This is a genomic window from Alicyclobacillus sendaiensis NBRC 100866, assembly GCF_001552675.1.
Lineage (GTDB): Bacteria > Bacillota > Bacilli > Alicyclobacillales > Alicyclobacillaceae > Alicyclobacillus > Alicyclobacillus sendaiensis.
The window spans coordinates 1-15,563 of record NZ_BCRQ01000007.1; the positions used below are offsets into that span (position 1 = coordinate 1).

The following is a 15,563-nucleotide window of genomic DNA, read 5'->3' on the forward strand; positions in this document are numbered from 1 at the left end:
CGTATAGTTTCAGGAGATAAGCTGTGCAGAGTTCTCTGGTTTAAGTAGATTTGAAATCCTGACAAACATTTTCGACTGAATGCAGGGGGATTCCTGGATGGCCAGACAATGACGTAAGTAGTGATCGGTTGCAAAAACATCTCACTCGAGGCTAAGGCACCACGAGGCATACAGTATGGTTCACGCAGAACCCGAATACTGATTTCTTGGATTCCGAACCAGACCAACAAGTATGCAATGGCCACAGCTGCGTTCTCATAAAATGAAGAAGAAAATAAATAGACCAACATCGTAATTGGAAGCAGCCCAATCGTGCATAATATCAAAAAAGTATCCCAACACGAAGCAGAGACACCAGGCACCGATTGCAGCTTCCAGATTCGCTCGTACATTACCAATTCAACAGGTCTACGCCACGGAAATCGGTCCGCTGGAACCTCAGTCATTAAGATGAGAGCTAACCATCCAGGAATTCTTTTTCGAGCTAGGATGGGCTGAGGTACTTCACACTCTCCGTCATACGCTGAAATTTTTACGAACTTCGAGTCGAGCCTTTTGACAAATGCGAACCCCACCAGCATCGCAACCAATGTACCGATAATGCGCCATTGCAACGGAAGAATCTCAACAAAGAAAAACAACCTCATGCTCTGGCGCAAGACTCGGAATGCCTGAATCATTGTAAACGTGGTCCCCTCGGTGTATTCTACGGTCAGGTAGTTGATGCATGCGATCGGGAGCGGACACTTCCGATTTTTCCTGTGCTTATTTGCTTTCGATAATATCTATATATATACACTGGTTGTCAATACCGAATTTCTTATCCTGCCCTTCGACACCCCGGTTCCAACGCCCCACTGTATGCTCCAACTCGGAGCGTGGAAGCCAGTACGCCTCGCAAGCGTATCAGGACCGGCTCAGAGCCTATGGAATGACGGCGACCATGAGTCGGAAAGGGAATTGTTATGACAATGCTTGTACATAAAGGTCAGCGACACGTGGTAGCAAGTACCCGCAACGCCTCACGATCCCCAAATCATGAGGACCCTACGCTGCTGAACATGAGCGTGAGCATGTATACAGAAAAGCAGCAAACGGCTTGCACAACGAGACCATGCACGCAGAATTTCGGATATAATATCATTGGTCCATAATACCAAATATTCTTGGCGGTGAGATTGTGGGCTTGAAAGTAAAAGGAAAATACGCATGGAGAGTAACTTTGTTTCATTTAGTTATATGTACCTGCTGGGCACTTGTTGCGATAGATTCCATACAAGATAGGGATTTCGATTTTATGTTTTATTATTCCTTATGTATGTCTTTTTTCAGCATTTTAATGCTCTATCATTACTCGAAACCGATAGATATCGAGGTTTCTATGTCAAAATTTTATATTCGAAGAGCTAGGCTTGATGTCACATCGAGAATCAAAGAAATTGAATATAAAGAAAATAACACCATTCGTATAAAGTTCAATCCCCTCTACATACTTATAGTGAAATGCTCGAATCAACCGCAAATGAATGAGTTAAAGTGTCTGCTAGACGGCATGGGCAAACAATAAACATGCAACTGAGGTTTCAGACACGAAGCCGCCTGCCGCGATCGATGCAGCACCGCCGTGCTCACGTTTCCCGTAAACATTTCGGATGAGTCCGTTTCGTTCGTCATGTGCTGTCGCCTACAAGGAACTCTCCTGTTTCTTGGTGAACCCATTTTCGAGGTACCGGGGGCAACGCGATGGCTTGACGGTTACCTATCACGCCCACCGGATCCGAGCGTCTGTCGGACCTCATCTAGAAACCTCACCCATCCAAGGACGAATGTTCCTCATCGCATACCAATCTGTCATGCGAAACTCGACTGCTCCCGACGGTCGGGGTGTCGGTAGCTCCTTGATATCACATTCACTTTGTAAGACCTATTCATATGTGGGTTGAAAATCGTCCGTTTCGAAGACCATTTCCACTCCCGCACCCTTTCGGCTGATCGGTCTCTAAGTCGCGGTCGGGATGGGCCAACTGCAAATCGCCGATAAGCGACCCGTTCTTTGTTGTTTCGGCGGATCGCGTGGCAATACGTGTCCACATCACACGACACATACACATTTAGGAAGTTATCCACAGACAACCGCGTACCTACAAGCACCGGTAGAACATGCGGCGCGTGCCTGTGCATAAGTCCGACAAGGTGCACCGCATTAGAATCCCACATTCATCCATGCGTCTACATGTTCTGTCCAAATGTCGAAGTCGATGTGACAGGCTAACCCGAGATCGGCAGGAAGCGTGACAAAACGCCGACATCCTGCCGCCCCGCCGCTCGCGCCTTTTGAGCCGAGGACGCGCTCGGCTAGAATGGGTGAAGGACGGTGAAGAGGCGGATGAACCCCTTGTGGGACGAAGCGCGCACCTTTATCGAGGCGTGCTATCGAGAACTCGGAAAGTGCGAAGCGGATATTGAGCGTCGGCTGGACGAGGTGCGGCATCAAATCCAGCGCGATGGCACCTATGAGCACACCTTCGAAGAGCTGGAACACGGGGCGCGCATGGCCTGGCGGAACAGCAACCGCTGCATCGGCAGGTTGTTCTGGCAGTCGCTTCACGTCTTCGACCGAAGACACCTGAGGGAGCCGCAAGCCATGTTCGAGGCCATCTGCGAGCACCTCCGTTTTGCGCGAAACGGAGGCAAAATCCGCCCGACCCTCACGGTGTTCGCCCCCGCCTCGCGAGAACGGGAAGTGCGCATCTGGAACCACCAGATTGTGCGCTATGCCGGCTACGAGACGCCGCACGGCATCGTGGGCGATCCGGCCTCCGCCGCCTTCACCCGCGTCTGTCAAGATCTCGGGTGGCGAGGACAAGGCTCGCCGTGGGACGTGCTTCCCGTCGTGATCGCGGACGGCGGGGCGTTGGCTTGGTTTGAGCTTCCGCGCGATCTCGTCCTCGAGGTCCCCATCGAACACCCCGAACATCGGAGTATCGCCGACCTCGGCCTGCGGTGGTACGCCGTGCCCGTCCTGTCTGACATGGCACTCATCATCGGTGGCATCCGCTACACCGCCGCCCCGTTCAACGGCTGGTACATGGTCACCGAGATTGGCGCGCGCAATCTGGCCGATCCCTTTCGCTACAACATGCTTCCGGCCGTGGCCGACGCGCTCGGCCTCGACCGATCGAGCGACGCGACGCTGTGGCGGGATCGCGCGCTGGTGGAACTGAACGTCGCCGTTTTACACTCGTTCCGCAAGCACAACGTCACCATCGTCGACCACCACACGGCCGCGCGCCAATTCGCCTACTTCGAACAGCTGGAGCGCGACGCAAACCGGCGCGTCACGGGCGACTGGACGTGGCTCATCCCGCCGTTGTCGCCGGCGGCCACGCACATCTTCCACAGCGGGTATGACAACGATTTCGTGTTGCCGAACTTCGTGCGCCAGAGGCGACCCTATCCAGCCCCGCACTTGCGCATCGATCCGTCCGTGTTCCGTTAAGTGCGATCCCCGCTGCGGCGCAGCTCCTCCATGCGTTCGGCGTTGGCGACGCCGAGCCACGTGCCGAGATTCATCGCGTCCGAGAGCGCGCTTGGCACGACAATCATGGAGGCTTTCTCCTTCAACCCCTCGTACAAGATGTTCATGGCGCGCAGCTGAAGCGCGACGGGATCGCTGTGATAAAGCCGCGCCGCCTCGAGAAACGACTCGGCCACCTGGACCTCGGCCTGGCCCAGGATGACGCGGGCATTCCGCTCGCGCTCCGCCTGCGCGGCGCGCGACATGGCGTCCTGAAGGTTGCTTGGAATTTTGATGTCGCGGATTTGGACGCTCTGAATCGAAATGCCCCAGGGCCCGGTGCGCTCGTCGAGCAGGCGCTTCAGTTCGGCATCCATCGCCTCGCGGCTCGACAGCATGTCTTCCAGCATCATGCGCCCAATGAGATCGCGCAACGCTGTTTGCGCGGCCCAAGAGAGCGAATATTCGTAATCCGCAACCTGCAGCGCAGCCTTCTCCGCATCCACGACGGCCCAGAACAGCACCGCGTCGATGTTGACCGGGACCGTGTCCTTCGTCAGGGTCTGCTCCGCAGTGAACGTCGTCGAGCGCACGCGCAGATCGATCCAATCCGCAACCGTGTCCACAATGGGCAAAAGGAAGAAGATGCCTGGCCCAGCCAGTTGGCGAAACTTCCCGAGCCGAAGGACAACCGCCTTTTCCCATTGGTTGGCGACGTGGATGGACGCCGACAGGGCCCAACCCACCAAAAGGATCAGCAACCCAAGCGCGATGCCCGTCACGCGATGCGTCCGCCCGAGTCCCGCCCCTGTGGCGACGGCCCCGAGCACAAACACGACAAAAATCAACCGTTGCACACCGGCCACGCGCCGCATGCGCATCTCCTCCTTCCCGGCACAAGCCGGACGGCCTCATGCCGCAGGCCTCGTCTTTCGAGATCCCCGGCTCACGAAGGCGCGGCTTCCACAAACTCCACGATGCCTGCCGCGGCGTGGCGCTGCCACGGCGCGAAGGACCGCTCGATCACGACGGGCGGCATCACCTCGAGTCGCTGGACACCGCCGGAAGCGAGCACGAGCGCAGGTTGAAAGACAAGCCCCTCCTCCACCGTGCCTGGATGCGGCCGGAGCACGTACTCGAGCACCGCCGTCTGCCCAGGCTTCAGCGCGAAGGGCAACCTCACATCGGCCACGCCCCGCGTCCCAGCCACCCTCACTCGCACACCGGAAATGCCATCGTCGCCGGCTTGCCACAGTCCCAGAATGCGGACGGGCGCCTTCGTTCCATTGCGAAGCTGCAGTGCGACAACATTTTCCCGCATCACGAGGGGCTCCTGAATTTCGCTAGAGGCAAACGAGACATCGAGCCAGTCCACCGCCCCCCGAATGACACGGCAGGTCACCCGGCCATACGGAAGTATACGCTTCCATGGCCCGCCATTCACCAGAAAGCCGATTCGCTGATCCCGGTAGCTTCGTGGAAACCGGACGGAAAGGGCGAGTCGACACAGTTGGTACGTGGTCCGGTTTTCCAAGTCGAGTTCGTGCGTGAGCGTCGAGTCGACGACGTCAAACGCACCGGCCGGAACCGGCCCGACGTCCAGCGTATCCGGCGCGGTGGTTGAGGCCGTCCACAGGTTGTACGTGAGCATCAGGGGTTTCCCCGAATCGACGATAGCGTTCACACGCCATCCTCCTTGCGCCCACCACTCCGCCTCGCGGGCCCTCGGCTCCGCCCGTCGCGCCCAAAGCCACGCGCCAATGGCCAGAGCCACGAGCACCGCCACCACGGCCACGGCGAGCGCTCCTTCGCGACGCTCCCTCATGCCACACGCTCCTCGATGAGAAAATCGATGGCCCTTTGCGCATACGCATGCCGGTGATTGTAGATCATCGTAACCGTCCCTCTGCCACGTGTCCAGATCCGCGTTCGAATCCTTCCGCTGAATGGACCGGCGGCTCAAGGCGCGGGTTCATGGGCGGGCGTGACGCTTTGCCCGCGCCGATGGATTCGACGCCCGAGGGTTTTCGGTGGCTCGTCCGACTCGCGTTCAGTTCAGGTGGGATCGCTCTGTCTGTGACGGCAGGTAGATGTTCGCTGGGCGATCGGGCAAGCATTCGAAATGAGTGCGCCATCCTCCTTTCGGTTCGATTTTAGCTTAGTGATCGCGAGAGCTTGACACGGACGTCTTGGGCAACTATAATCATCATCGTGATTTGCTTTTGAAGCCATGTCGAGATGGCGGAATTGGCAGACGCGCACGTTTGAGGGGCGTGTGGGGTAACCCGTGCGGGTTCAAGTCCCGCTCTCGACACCAGATGAACACATGGCGGAAGGGTTCGGAGAGACTCCGAACCCTTTCTTCGTGTGGTAAAGATATATTCGGCATCTGCGTTCCGCAGGGAAGGGGGCAACCATGCCGACCGAGCGACAGTTGCGCCTGTTGAACATGCTTCAACGCGCCGACTCCCCCATACCGGGGCAGGCGCTCGCCGAGGCGCTCGGCGTCACGCGCCAGGTGGTTGTGCACGAGATCGCACTGCTGCGCGCAGCCGGCGAGCCCATCTACGCCACGCCCAAAGGGTACTGGCTGAATCGCGCGTCGTCGGCCCGTGAGACGGTCATTGCCGTCTCACACACGCCGGAACAGACGAAGGACGAGCTCTACACGCTCGTCGATCACGGCGTACGAGTGCTCGACGTGCGCGTGGAACACGCCATCTACGGGGAAATTGTCGGCCAGCTCCTCATCACCTCGAGGCGCGACGTGGACGTGTTTCTCGAAAAGGTGCGCGCGGAAAACGCCGCGCTCCTCTCGAGCCTCACCGGCGGATTTCATTATCATCGCGTGCAGTTTGACCGAGAGGACCAGCTGGTGGAAGCCTGTGAGGCGCTTCAGCGGGTGGGCATTGAGGTGATGACCCATCCCGCGAACGGTGAAGCGCTCTGACCCTCCGAGCCTCACGTCCTCCGGGCGACGTCATAGCCTCGGAAGAAAAGCCCATAGAGCGCCGTGGAGACGAGCTGCAGGCCAGCCGCCACCACAAACGGAAGGGCGAGGCTGCCCTCCTCCAACAGCCAACCCGATATCGTGGGCCCCACGGCGGAAGCCGCTCGAGTAAAAAACGAGTTCATGCTCAGCGAAAACCCGCGGCGCGCTTCGCCGGTGAGGCTCGCGCCGAGCGCGGATCGAGCGCCCTGCGTGCCGCGGCTCAGGGCGGATCGCACGGCGTAGATGACGAAGGCGAGCGCGAACGACGGCATGAATGGGAGCGCACACATCAAGAGCACTCCCGAGAGCCGAAGCCAGACCACCGCGCGGACCATGCCGACGCGATCCGCCAAATACCCTGAGAGGAGCGCCGCGAAGCCGGTGACCACAAAGGTCGCGGCCAATGTCCCGCCGATCTCGCCGCTCGTCGCCCCGAACTTCGTCGCAAACCAATAGGAGATCATCGGACCTACAAAGCCCACGCCAAGCCCGTTCAACAAGTTCACGAAGGCGAGCCGGGCGATGTCTCGGTTTTCGGCCTTGCGCCCGGGAGCGCGCCGAAAGCGCGTTCGCTCGGAGTCCGGCGGCTCTTGTCGTGGCGTGGGCGAGGCTTCCCGGCCCTCCCGCGACGGCTTGCCGCTGGTGCATTCCGCCTCCCGGCGCCAGCCACACCATGCACGCGCAGGCGAGCGACAAGCACGCGATGCCGCAAAACAGCGGCCGAAACGCGAGCGCGCCGGGCAGCGCGCCGCGCCAGACGCGATCCAGGCCTGCCAGCAGGCAGCCCGTCGCCACGCCGAAGAAGCCGATGGCCGTATTCGCGCTGAACACGCGGCTCCGCTGGTTCGGCGGGACGCTTCCGGCCATCCAAGCCTGTTCCACAGGCGTGAAGGGCCCGGCCGCGCCATTTTGTCCCCGACCGAGTCCCGTCAGCACAATGGCCGCCGACAGCAGCGCGGCATTGCGAGAGAGCGCGACCACGAGCGCCGCCTGCAGATACACCACCGTTCGACGCTGGCTCTCCACCTTCACCGCCTCCTAGCCCTTCGCAGGCAAGCGCCAGGCCGGATCTCCCCCGTAGATTTTTTTGTACAAATCGTAGTTGTAGAAGACGCGATCGACGAAGTGGCGCGTCTCCCCGACGGGGATCTCATCGATGTCCTGGAGCTTGCCGTTCCACACCCCGTCCCTGAGCCACTGCGATACGCGCCTCGGTCCCGCGTTGTACGCTGCGACGGCCGCCACGACGTTGCCGTGAAAATCGTCGATCAGGCTTTTCACGTACCAGCTGCCAATGAGGATGTTGTACTCCGGGCTCGCGAGCTTTTTCGCGTCTTTCGGCAGCTTGCGGAGCGCGCCGCCCGATCCCGACGTCTGATTCCGCAGCATCTCCGCGATCCACTCGGCCGTCTGCGGCATCAGCTGCATCAGCCCCACGGCGCCCGCGTGGGAGACATCCTCGGACCGGAACTTGCTCTCCACGCGAATGATGCTCGCGATGAGCAGCGGATCCACGTCCGCAAACCGAGCCGACTGCTGGATCTGGGCCTGGTACTGGATGGGATACATCAGCCGCCAGAATCCGTTTGTCGAGATGGTCACGAGGACGGCGATGAGCAGAACCCCCGCGATCAGCTGGCGAAGGCTCAGCGACAGGAAGAAGGTCCGCTTCGGCTTTCGGCCCGAAGTCTTTGCCATAGCGCCTGCACCTGCTCTCGCGTATATTCCAGCGGTCCATCGTTTTCAATCACGTGGGTGGCCACCGCCCGCTTCTCGTCGATGGGCATCTGGGCCTGGATGCGGCGGAGCGCTTCCTCCTCGTTCAGGCCATCTCGCTCCATCACGCGGCGCAGTTGCGTCGCGGGGCTCGCATACACCACCACGATCTCGTCCACAAATCGCTTCGCCGTGCCCTCGATGAGCAGCGGCACATCCCACACCACCGGCTCCCCCGGATGATCCCGCCAATAGTCGGTGGTCTCCTGCCACATGCCCTGCTGCACGCGCGGGTGCACGATCTGATTAAGCTTCAGCCGCTTCTCCTCGTCCCGAAACACGATGGCCCCCAGTTTTTTGCGGTCGAGCGATCCGTCCGGCTGCAACACACCTTCCCCGAACGCCTCGACGATCTCGCGCAAGCCTTCGCTGCCGGGCTCCACCACGCGGCGCGCCCACACGTCGGCGTCCACGACGTAGGCGCCGAGATCGCGCAGCATTTGAGACACCGTGCTCTTGCCCGTGCCAATGCCCCCGGTCAAGCCGATGATCTTCCCTCTCACGCGTGTACCCCCGTTCCTATCCGTGCGGCGGCTGAGGCTGGTTGACACGCCGGGCACACGTGCGTGCCACGCCCTCCAACCTTGATCTTCTGAATCGCACCGCCACATCGCGGGCAGGGCTGGCCTTGTCGCCCGTAGACCGCGAGCTGAATTTGAAAGCCTCCATGCCGGCCATAGCCGTCCCGAAACGACCGGACGGACGATCCGCCTTCGCGAATCGCGCGCGCGAGGACGTCGCGGATCTCCTCCAGGAGCCTATCGAGCGCTTCGGTGCCGATCCAACCCGCGGGCGTCAACGGGTGGATGCCCGCGGCAAACAGCGCCTCGTCCACGTAGATGTTGCCGAGTCCCGCAATCTGCCGCTGATCCAAGAGCAGGCTCTTGATGGGCGCGCGCCGCCCACGCCATCGGCGGCGGAGCACCTCGCCAGAAAGCGCCGGATCGAACGGCTCCGGCCCGAGCTCCACAAGCCCTTTCGGCAGAGGCTCGCCCGCCAGGACGGCGTCCATGGTGCCGAACTGCCGCACGTCCGCATAGCGCAGTTCGCGGCCCGAAGCGAGGCGAAAGACGACGTGCGTGTGCGGATCCTCGGGCTCCGACGGATCCGCCACGGCGTAGCGCCCCTCCATGCGCAGGTGAGAGACGAGGAGCCCGCGGTCCAACTCGAACAACAGATACTTGCCGCGCCGCCCCACGCGCCGAATGCCCTGCCCCTTCAACCGCTCGGCGAACATCTCCGGCGCCGGGTACCTCACGATGCGCGGCAGGCGAACGTCCACGCCGCAAATGACATCGCCCTCGACGCGTTCCGCGAGGTGGCGCCTGACCGTCTCGACCTCAGGCAACTCCGGCACGCCGCATCCCCCCTCACTTGGCGTCGTACCACGTCGGGCCGTAGGCGGTATCCACCTTGAGTGGCACCGACAGCGTCATGGCGTTTTCCATGTTGTCTCGGACAAGCACTTCGAGCGCGGCCAGTTCGTCCTTCGGGCATTCGAAGATCAGCTCATCGTGCACCTGGAGCAGCATGCGCGCGTCCATCTGCGCGTCGCGCATGGCCCGATCGATCCGCACCATCGCGAGCTTGATCAGGTCCGCGGCGCTTCCCTGAATGGGCGAGTTCATGGCGGTGCGCTCGGCGAAGCTCCGGAGCTGATAGTTGCGGCTGTGGATGTCCGGCAGATACCGCCTGCGGTTCATGAGCGTCGTCACGTAGCCGCGCTCGCGCGCCTGCTTGACGATCTCGTCCATGTACCGCTTGACGCCGGGAAACTTCTCGAAATAACTCTCAATGAATCGCTTCGCTTCCTTCTGCGGGATGTTCAGGTTCTGCGCGAGCCCGAAATCGCTGATGCCGTACACAATCCCGAAATTCACCGCTTTCGCCTGGCGGCGCTGAAGACTGGTCACCTGCTCTGGCGGCACCTCGAACACGTCCGCCGCCGTGCGCGTATGGATGTCCATGTCGCGGCGGAACGCGTCGATGAGCGCTTCGTCTCCGGACAGGTGGGCGAGGATGCGCAGCTCGATCTGCGAGTAGTCGGCGGCGAAAATCAGCCAGTCCTTGTATGTTGGCTCGAACACCTGGCGCAGCCTCCGCCCTTCCTCGAGCCGGATAGGGATATTCTGTAGATTGGGCTCGCTGCTCGACAGCCGGCCGGTCGCCGTGAGCGTCTGATGAAACCGCGTGTGCACGCGTCCCGTCTCTTTGCGGATGACTTTGAGCAGTCCCTCGACGTACGTCGACTGCAACTTCGCCAGCAGGCGGTAGTCCAAGATCTTCTGCACAATCTCGTGCATCGGAGCCAGCTTTTCGAGCACGTCGGCGCTCGTGGAGTACCCGGTCTTCGTCTTCTTCATCGCCGGCAACCCGAGCTTGTCAAACAGGATCTCGCCCAGCTGTTTTGGCGAATTCAGGTTGAAGGATGTACCGGCGAGATCGTAGATCTCCTGCGTGATCCGCTGAATGCGCTCCGCCAACTCCTGTCCAAACGCGATGAGCTTCTCGCGATTGACGTAAAACCCCGTGATCTCCATCTTCGCGAGCACAAACGCGAGCGGCAGCTCGACCTCTTGGTACAGCTGCTCCATCTCCTGCGAGCGAATCGTGTACGCCAAGGACTCGAAGAGCGAAGGCAACTGCGAGGCCGTGTACACCAGCCACTTCTCCCGCTCACCCTCCTTCATGGCGGGCAGCTCCTGGCCGCGCTCGCGCGCGAACACTTGGTTGAGCTCCACGTCGCCGTCTTGGGGATTGAGCAGATACGCCGCGAGTTTGGCGTCATGCCAGCCGCACTGCGACGTCAGCCCAATGCCGTGCGCGTCCAGCGCGAACGCCATCGACTTCAGATCGAACGCCACCTTCGGCCGATCCGACACGAGCCACGGCCGGACGTCGCTCAACTCCAGCCGCTCGCCGAAGCGAACGTAATACGCGCGCTTCGGCGTTGCGACGGCCATGCCGCGGATTTCCGCCCGGTGATAGTCCGGATCTGCAAGGTCCATCATGACGCCGACCGGTTCGGAGAACGCCGAGATGGCCTCCTGCCAGGCGCCCGCGTCCTCAATCACGTCGTAGGTGAAGGCATCCCAATCTGCGGCCGCGCCGTTCGAGGCTGCCGGCGAAGCGGGTGGCGTCGAATCGTGGCTCATTTCCTCGGAAATTTTGTCGACGAGCGAGCGAAAATCGAGTTCCCGGAACCAGGCGGCGGCGCGAGCGGGATCGGGCCCTTCGTATCGCAGCGCCTCGAGGTCCACGTCGACCGGCGCGTCGCACGCGATGGTGGCGAGGCGCTTCGAGAGGAACGCGTCCTCCCGGTGTTGCTCGAGGCGCTCTCGCAGCTTCTGGCCCTGGACTTCGTCGAGGTGATGGTACACGCCCTCGACCGAGCCGAAGGCCGACAGCAGTTTGAGCGCCGTCTTCTCGCCCACGCCCGGTACCCCAGGAATGTTGTCGGACGGATCGCCCATCAGGCCCTTCAAGTCGATGACCTGTGCGGGCCTGAGCCCTGGATACCGGCGGGCGACGGCCTGCTCGTCGAAGTGCTCCATCTCCGTGATGCCCTTGCGCGTGAGCAGCACGTGAATGCGGTCATCGACCAACTGCAAGAGGTCCTTGTCTCCCGAGACGACGCGGACGTCAAAGCCGGACTCCGCCGCGCGCTTGGCGATGGTCCCAATCACGTCGTCGGCTTCGTATTGGTCGATCTCGATCATCGGGATGGACAGCGCCTCCAAGGTGCGACGAGCCAGCGGAAACTGCTGCACGAGCTCATCGGGCGTCTCCTGGCGCGTCCCTTTGTACGCGGCGAAGTCCGCGTGACGAAACGTCGTCTTGGATTTATCAAACGCAACGGCCAAGTGCGTCGGCTTTTCGTCCGACAAGAGCCGCAAGATCATCGTGGTGAAGCCGTACACGGCGTTGGTGGGCGTGCCGTCTCTCGCGGTGAGCGGCGGCAACGCGAAGAATGCGCGATACAAGATGCTATTTCCATCGATCAGCACGAGTTTCGACGCTGGCATAGGCCACCCCAGACTTCGCGCCGTTTGGCGCACTGTTGTCCCGCTCCATTCTATCACATTCCCTTTGTCGGCCCGCGTCGTCTTGTGGCAGCGCGGAGAAGGTGATGGGCCCGACGCGTTGACACACTTCACCGAATTGATTATGATATTCTCAAAATTGATCGAGCGAAGGCCATGAAGGAGAGAGTACGTCCGCCGGGCGGTGCAGAGAGCCAGTGGAAGGTGAGAACTGGTCCGCGCGGCGGACGGAAGTTCACTCTGGAGCCGCCTGGTGAACCGGACGCGACGAGCGCTTCGCGCGGTCCGCAAGTAGCCAGCGCCGGTGGGCAAACCCCCACCGTTATCCCAAGGAAGTGAAAGGCGGGTGCCAGGCGCCCGTCGCAGGGTGGTACCGCGAGCGAGGCTCGCCCCTCACGGGGCGGGCTTTTTTCGCTTCATTCCCTGGACCCGAGGCCACGCGCCGCAGGGATTTCAGACGGTCCCTGCGCCGACGGCCCGCCTTTCGAATCAGGGTGGTACCGCGGGCGACGCCCGCCCCTCACGGGGTGGGCGTTTTGCGCGTTCATCCACGCCTATCTCACGCGCGAAGGGAGAGAGCCGAAGTGCAGGGCCCACACAGTGAGGACATCGGCGAGCTGCGCCAAGCCATTGATCGCATCGACGAGCACATCCTGACGCTCCTCGCTCGGCGATTTTCCATCGCGGACGAGATCGCCGAGCACAAGGCGCGGCAGGGTCAAGCCATTGTGCAACCCGAGCGGGCGCAACAGGTCCGCGCGCGGTACCTTCAGTCGGGAGCGCTGCTCGGCCTCAGCCCGACATTTCTCGCCGCGCTCTGGCAACTGGTGCACGACGAATCTTGCCGGCGGCAGGCGGAGCACATGAAGGCGCTCGAGCGCTCGGAGCAGAGCGGTTGATACAAAGCGAAGGGGCCGTCCCCGAAGTGCACTCGCACTTTCGGGACAGCCCCTTTCCAGGCACTCCCGTCACGAGATGACGGCGATCAGCTTCCGCACGGACTCGGCGGACTTGTCGAGTGCCGCCTTTTCCTCCGGCAAGAGCTCCAGCTCCAGGATGCGCTCGATGCCGCCCTTGCCAAGCACGGTGGGCACGCCGAGCGTCAAATCCCGGTAGCCGTACTCCCCTTCGAGGTACGCAATGGCGGGCAGGACGCGCCGCTTATCCTTCAGAATCGATTCCGCCATCTGCAGAAGTGAGGCGGCCGGGGCGTAATACGCGCTCGCGTTGCCCATCAGGCTGACGATCTCGCCGCCGCCGTTGCGAGTGCGCTCGACGATGGCGTCAATCCGATCCTTCGGGAGCAACTTCTCGAGCGGCACGCCGCCCACGTTCGCGTAGCGGACGAGCGGCACCATGTCGTCGCCGTGCACGCCGAGGACGAAGCCGTGCACGTCCTCCACCGACACGCCGAGTTCCATCGCCACGAACGTGTTGAAGCGCGCCGTGTCGAGGACGCCGGCCTGGCCGATGACGCGCTGCTTCGGAAACCCACTCGTCTTGTACGCCACGTAGGTCATGGCGTCGACCGGGTTGGAGAGGACGATGAGACAGGCGTCCGGCGAGTGCCGCACCACCTGCTCGGTGACCGACTTCACGATGCCCGCGTTGGTATTGACGAGATCGTCCCGGCTCATCCCGGGTTTGCGCGGGAGCCCCGCCGTGATGATGACGAGGTCCGATCCGGCTGTGTCCTCGTAATTCGACGTCCCCACCACGCGCGCGTCGCTGCCGAGGACAGGCATGGCCTCGAGCATGTCGAGCGCCTTGCCCTTCGTGGGATTTTCAAGAGACGGGATGTCCAGGAGCACCACGTCTCCAAGCTCCTTCGCCGCCAACAAAAGCGCCGTGGTGGCGCCCGTGAATCCGGCGCCGATCACCGAGATCTTCTTCCTCTCCAACATGGGAACCGCTCCTCAGCCCATATTTTTGATGATGTGATCGCCGAACTCGGAGCACTTCACCTCGGTCGCGCCCTCCATCAGGCGGGCGAAATCGTACGTCACGATTTTCTGCGCAATGGTCTTCTCCATCGCGCGGGTGATGAGGTCGGCAGCCTCCTGCCAGCCCATGTACTCGAACATCATGACGCCCGAGAGAATCACCGAGCCCGGGTTCACCTTGTCGAGCCCCGCGTACTTGGGCGCCGTGCCGTGCGTCGCCTCGAAGACCGCGTGCCCCGTTTCATAGTTAATGTTGGCGCCGGGCGCAATGCCAATGCCGCCGACCTGCGCGGCGAGCGCGTCCGAGATGTAGTCGCCGTTGAGGTTCAGCGTCGCGATGACGTCGTACTCGGCGGGCCGCGTCAGGATCTGTTGCAGGAAGGCGTCGGCGATGACGTCCTTCACAATGAGCTTCCCAGCCTGGACGGCTTCCTTCTGCGCGGCGTCCGCAGCTTCCTGGCCCTTCTCGGCCTTGATGCGGTCGTACTGCGCCCAGGTGAACACTTTGTCCGAGAACTCGCGCTCGGCAAGCTCGTAGCCCCAGTTCTTGAACGCGCCCTCGGTGAACTTCATGATGTTGCCCTTGTGGACGAGCGTGACGCTCTTGCGGTTGTGGCGCAGGGCGTACTCAATCGCGGCCCGGACCAAGCGCTCCGTGCCCTCGCGCGACACGGGCTTCACGCCGATGCCGGACGTCTCCGGGAAGCGGATTTTCTTGACGCCCATCTCCTTTTGGAGAAACTCGATGACCTTTTTCACTTCCGGCGTGCCCTCTTGCCACTCGATCCCGGCGTAGATGTCCTCCGAGTTTTCGCGGAAGATCACCATGTCTACGAGTTCAGGATGTTTCACCGGCGAAGGAACGCCCTGAAAATAGCGCACGGGACGCTGACAGACGTAGAGGTCCAGCTCCTGGCGAACCGCCACGTTCAGCGAACGGATGCCGCCTCCCACCGGCGTGGTCAATGGCCCCTTGATGCTGACGATATATTCCGACAGCGCAGTCAGCGTGTCCTGCGGCAGCCATTCGCCAAACATGTTGTAGGCCTTTTCGCCCGCGTACACCTCGTACCAGGCGATCTTGCGCTTTCCGCCGTAGGCCTTCTCGACGGCGGCATCGAAGACCCGCTGCGCGGCGCGCCAGATGTCCGACCCTGTGCCGTCTCCTTCGATAAACGGAATAATCGGGTGATCTGGCACGTTCAACTTCCCGCCCACCAACGTGATGGGTTCGCCCTCCGTTGGCAGCTGATATTTCTCGAACGTCGGCATGGCAGGCCCTCCCAATCTCG

General features: G+C 61.5%; 13 protein-coding genes, 1 tRNA gene and 2 pseudogenes. 6 read left to right on the forward strand and 10 right to left on the reverse strand.

The features are described from left to right. Positions 1–680, reverse strand: a 680-nt coding sequence (locus tag AS26_RS14540) for a hypothetical protein (protein WP_217997424.1), incomplete at its 3' end; no start/stop codon positions are given. 179 nt (positions 681–859) lie between these two features. Here AS26_RS14540 and AS26_RS14585 point away from each other — a divergent pair. Together AS26_RS14585 and AS26_RS02405 are read left to right on the forward strand one after the other, a co-directional pair. Beyond that, positions 860–979 (forward strand): annotated as a pseudogene (locus tag AS26_RS14585) (IS3 family transposase); the annotation flags it as partial. A gap of 1,407 nt (positions 980–2,386) precedes the next feature. Further along, on the forward strand, positions 2,387–3,499 hold the full coding sequence (locus AS26_RS02405; protein WP_062305828.1) for a nitric oxide synthase oxygenase: 1,113 nt from the start codon (positions 2,387–2,389) through the stop codon (positions 3,497–3,499). Here the strand turns inward: AS26_RS02405 and AS26_RS02410 are convergent. Beyond that, positions 3,496–4,392 (reverse strand): slipin family protein, encoded by an 897-nt coding sequence (locus AS26_RS02410; RefSeq protein ID WP_062305830.1) that lies wholly within the window; start codon positions 4,390–4,392, stop codon positions 3,496–3,498. The genes AS26_RS02405 and AS26_RS02410 overlap by 4 nt on opposite strands. A gap of 71 nt (positions 4,393–4,463) precedes the next feature. Then, entirely contained in the window at positions 4,464–5,342 is an 879-nt protein-coding gene (locus AS26_RS02415) for a hypothetical protein (protein ID WP_062305831.1), read from the reverse strand. A 407-nt stretch (positions 5,343–5,749) separates the two neighbouring features. Here AS26_RS02415 and AS26_RS02420 point away from each other — a divergent pair. Then, positions 5,750–5,834, forward strand: a tRNA-Leu gene (locus AS26_RS02420). Between the two features lie 99 nt (positions 5,835–5,933). Further along, complete coding sequence (locus tag AS26_RS02425) at positions 5,934–6,467, forward strand: transcription repressor NadR (protein ID WP_062305832.1); 534 nt, start codon at positions 5,934–5,936, stop codon at positions 6,465–6,467. A gap of 11 nt (positions 6,468–6,478) precedes the next feature. On the opposite strand, the pseudogene AS26_RS14590 reads toward AS26_RS02425, so the two are convergent. Continuing rightward, positions 6,479–7,051 (reverse strand): annotated as a pseudogene (locus AS26_RS14590) (MFS transporter); the annotation flags it as partial. A gap of 53 nt (positions 7,052–7,104) precedes the next feature. Here AS26_RS14590 and AS26_RS14595 point away from each other — a divergent pair. Continuing rightward, positions 7,105–7,551, forward strand: coding sequence for a hypothetical protein (locus AS26_RS14595; protein ID WP_245629572.1), 447 nt, complete (start codon positions 7,105–7,107; stop codon positions 7,549–7,551). On the opposite strand, the gene AS26_RS02440 is transcribed toward AS26_RS14595, so the two are convergent. From AS26_RS02440 to polA, 4 genes are read right to left on the reverse strand one after another with little or no spacing between them, the layout of a single operon-like run. Continuing rightward, positions 7,548–8,207: a lytic transglycosylase domain-containing protein gene (locus AS26_RS02440; protein ID WP_062305837.1), complete on the reverse strand. Its 660-nt coding sequence runs from the start codon at positions 8,205–8,207 to the stop codon at positions 7,548–7,550. The genes AS26_RS14595 and AS26_RS02440 overlap by 4 nt on opposite strands. Beyond that, entirely contained in the window at positions 8,156–8,788 is a 633-nt protein-coding gene (gene coaE / locus AS26_RS02445) for a dephospho-CoA kinase (RefSeq protein ID WP_083515955.1), read from the reverse strand. Before coaE ends, AS26_RS02440 begins: the two co-directional genes overlap by 52 nt. Beyond that, positions 8,785–9,642 (reverse strand): bifunctional DNA-formamidopyrimidine glycosylase/DNA-(apurinic or apyrimidinic site) lyase, encoded by an 858-nt coding sequence (gene mutM / locus AS26_RS02450; RefSeq protein WP_062305838.1) that lies wholly within the window; start codon positions 9,640–9,642, stop codon positions 8,785–8,787. The genes coaE and mutM overlap by 4 nt, the downstream gene beginning before the upstream one ends. 13 nt (positions 9,643–9,655) lie before the next feature. After that, the gene (gene polA / locus AS26_RS02455) at positions 9,656–12,310 is read right to left on the reverse strand and encodes a DNA polymerase I (protein WP_062305839.1); all 2,655 of its coding nucleotides are present in this window, start codon (positions 12,308–12,310) and stop codon (positions 9,656–9,658) included. A gap of 602 nt (positions 12,311–12,912) precedes the next feature. On the opposite strand from polA, the gene AS26_RS02460 reads away from it, so the two are divergent. Further along, entirely contained in the window at positions 12,913–13,227 is a 315-nt protein-coding gene (locus tag AS26_RS02460) for a chorismate mutase (protein ID WP_062305841.1), read from the forward strand. 69 nt (positions 13,228–13,296) lie between these two features. Here the strand turns inward: AS26_RS02460 and mdh are convergent, their stop codons facing one another. Both mdh and icd read right to left on the reverse strand, forming a co-directional pair. Then, positions 13,297–14,232 (reverse strand): malate dehydrogenase, encoded by a 936-nt coding sequence (gene mdh, locus AS26_RS02465; RefSeq protein ID WP_062305842.1) that lies wholly within the window; start codon positions 14,230–14,232, stop codon positions 13,297–13,299. Positions 14,233–14,244: 12 nt separating this feature from the next. Further along, on the reverse strand, positions 14,245–15,543 hold the full coding sequence (gene icd, locus AS26_RS02470; RefSeq protein ID WP_062305844.1) for an NADP-dependent isocitrate dehydrogenase: 1,299 nt from the start codon (positions 15,541–15,543) through the stop codon (positions 14,245–14,247). Positions 15,544–15,563: the final 20 nt, after the last annotated feature.

What these genes read in the sequence shown, in the direction of transcription:
- AS26_RS02405 (WP_062305828.1), top strand. Translation starts at nt 2,387, where the DNA reads ATGAACCCCTTGTGGGACGAAGCGCGCACCTTTATCGAGGCGTGCTAT.
- AS26_RS02410 (WP_062305830.1), bottom strand. Translation starts at nt 4,392, where the DNA reads ATGCGGCGCGTGGCCGGTGTGCAACGGTTGATTTTTGTCGTGTTTGTG.
- AS26_RS02415 (WP_062305831.1), bottom strand. Translation starts at nt 5,342, where the DNA reads ATGAGGGAGCGTCGCGAAGGAGCGCTCGCCGTGGCCGTGGTGGCGGTG.
- AS26_RS02425 (WP_062305832.1), top strand. Translation starts at nt 5,934, where the DNA reads ATGCCGACCGAGCGACAGTTGCGCCTGTTGAACATGCTTCAACGCGCC.
- AS26_RS02440 (WP_062305837.1), bottom strand. Translation starts at nt 8,207, where the DNA reads ATGGCAAAGACTTCGGGCCGAAAGCCGAAGCGGACCTTCTTCCTGTCG.
- polA (WP_062305839.1), bottom strand. Translation starts at nt 12,310, where the DNA reads ATGCCAGCGTCGAAACTCGTGCTGATCGATGGAAATAGCATCTTGTAT.
- mdh (WP_062305842.1), bottom strand. Translation starts at nt 14,232, where the DNA reads ATGTTGGAGAGGAAGAAGATCTCGGTGATCGGCGCCGGATTCACGGGC.
- icd (WP_062305844.1), bottom strand. Translation starts at nt 15,543, where the DNA reads ATGCCGACGTTCGAGAAATATCAGCTGCCAACGGAGGGCGAACCCATC.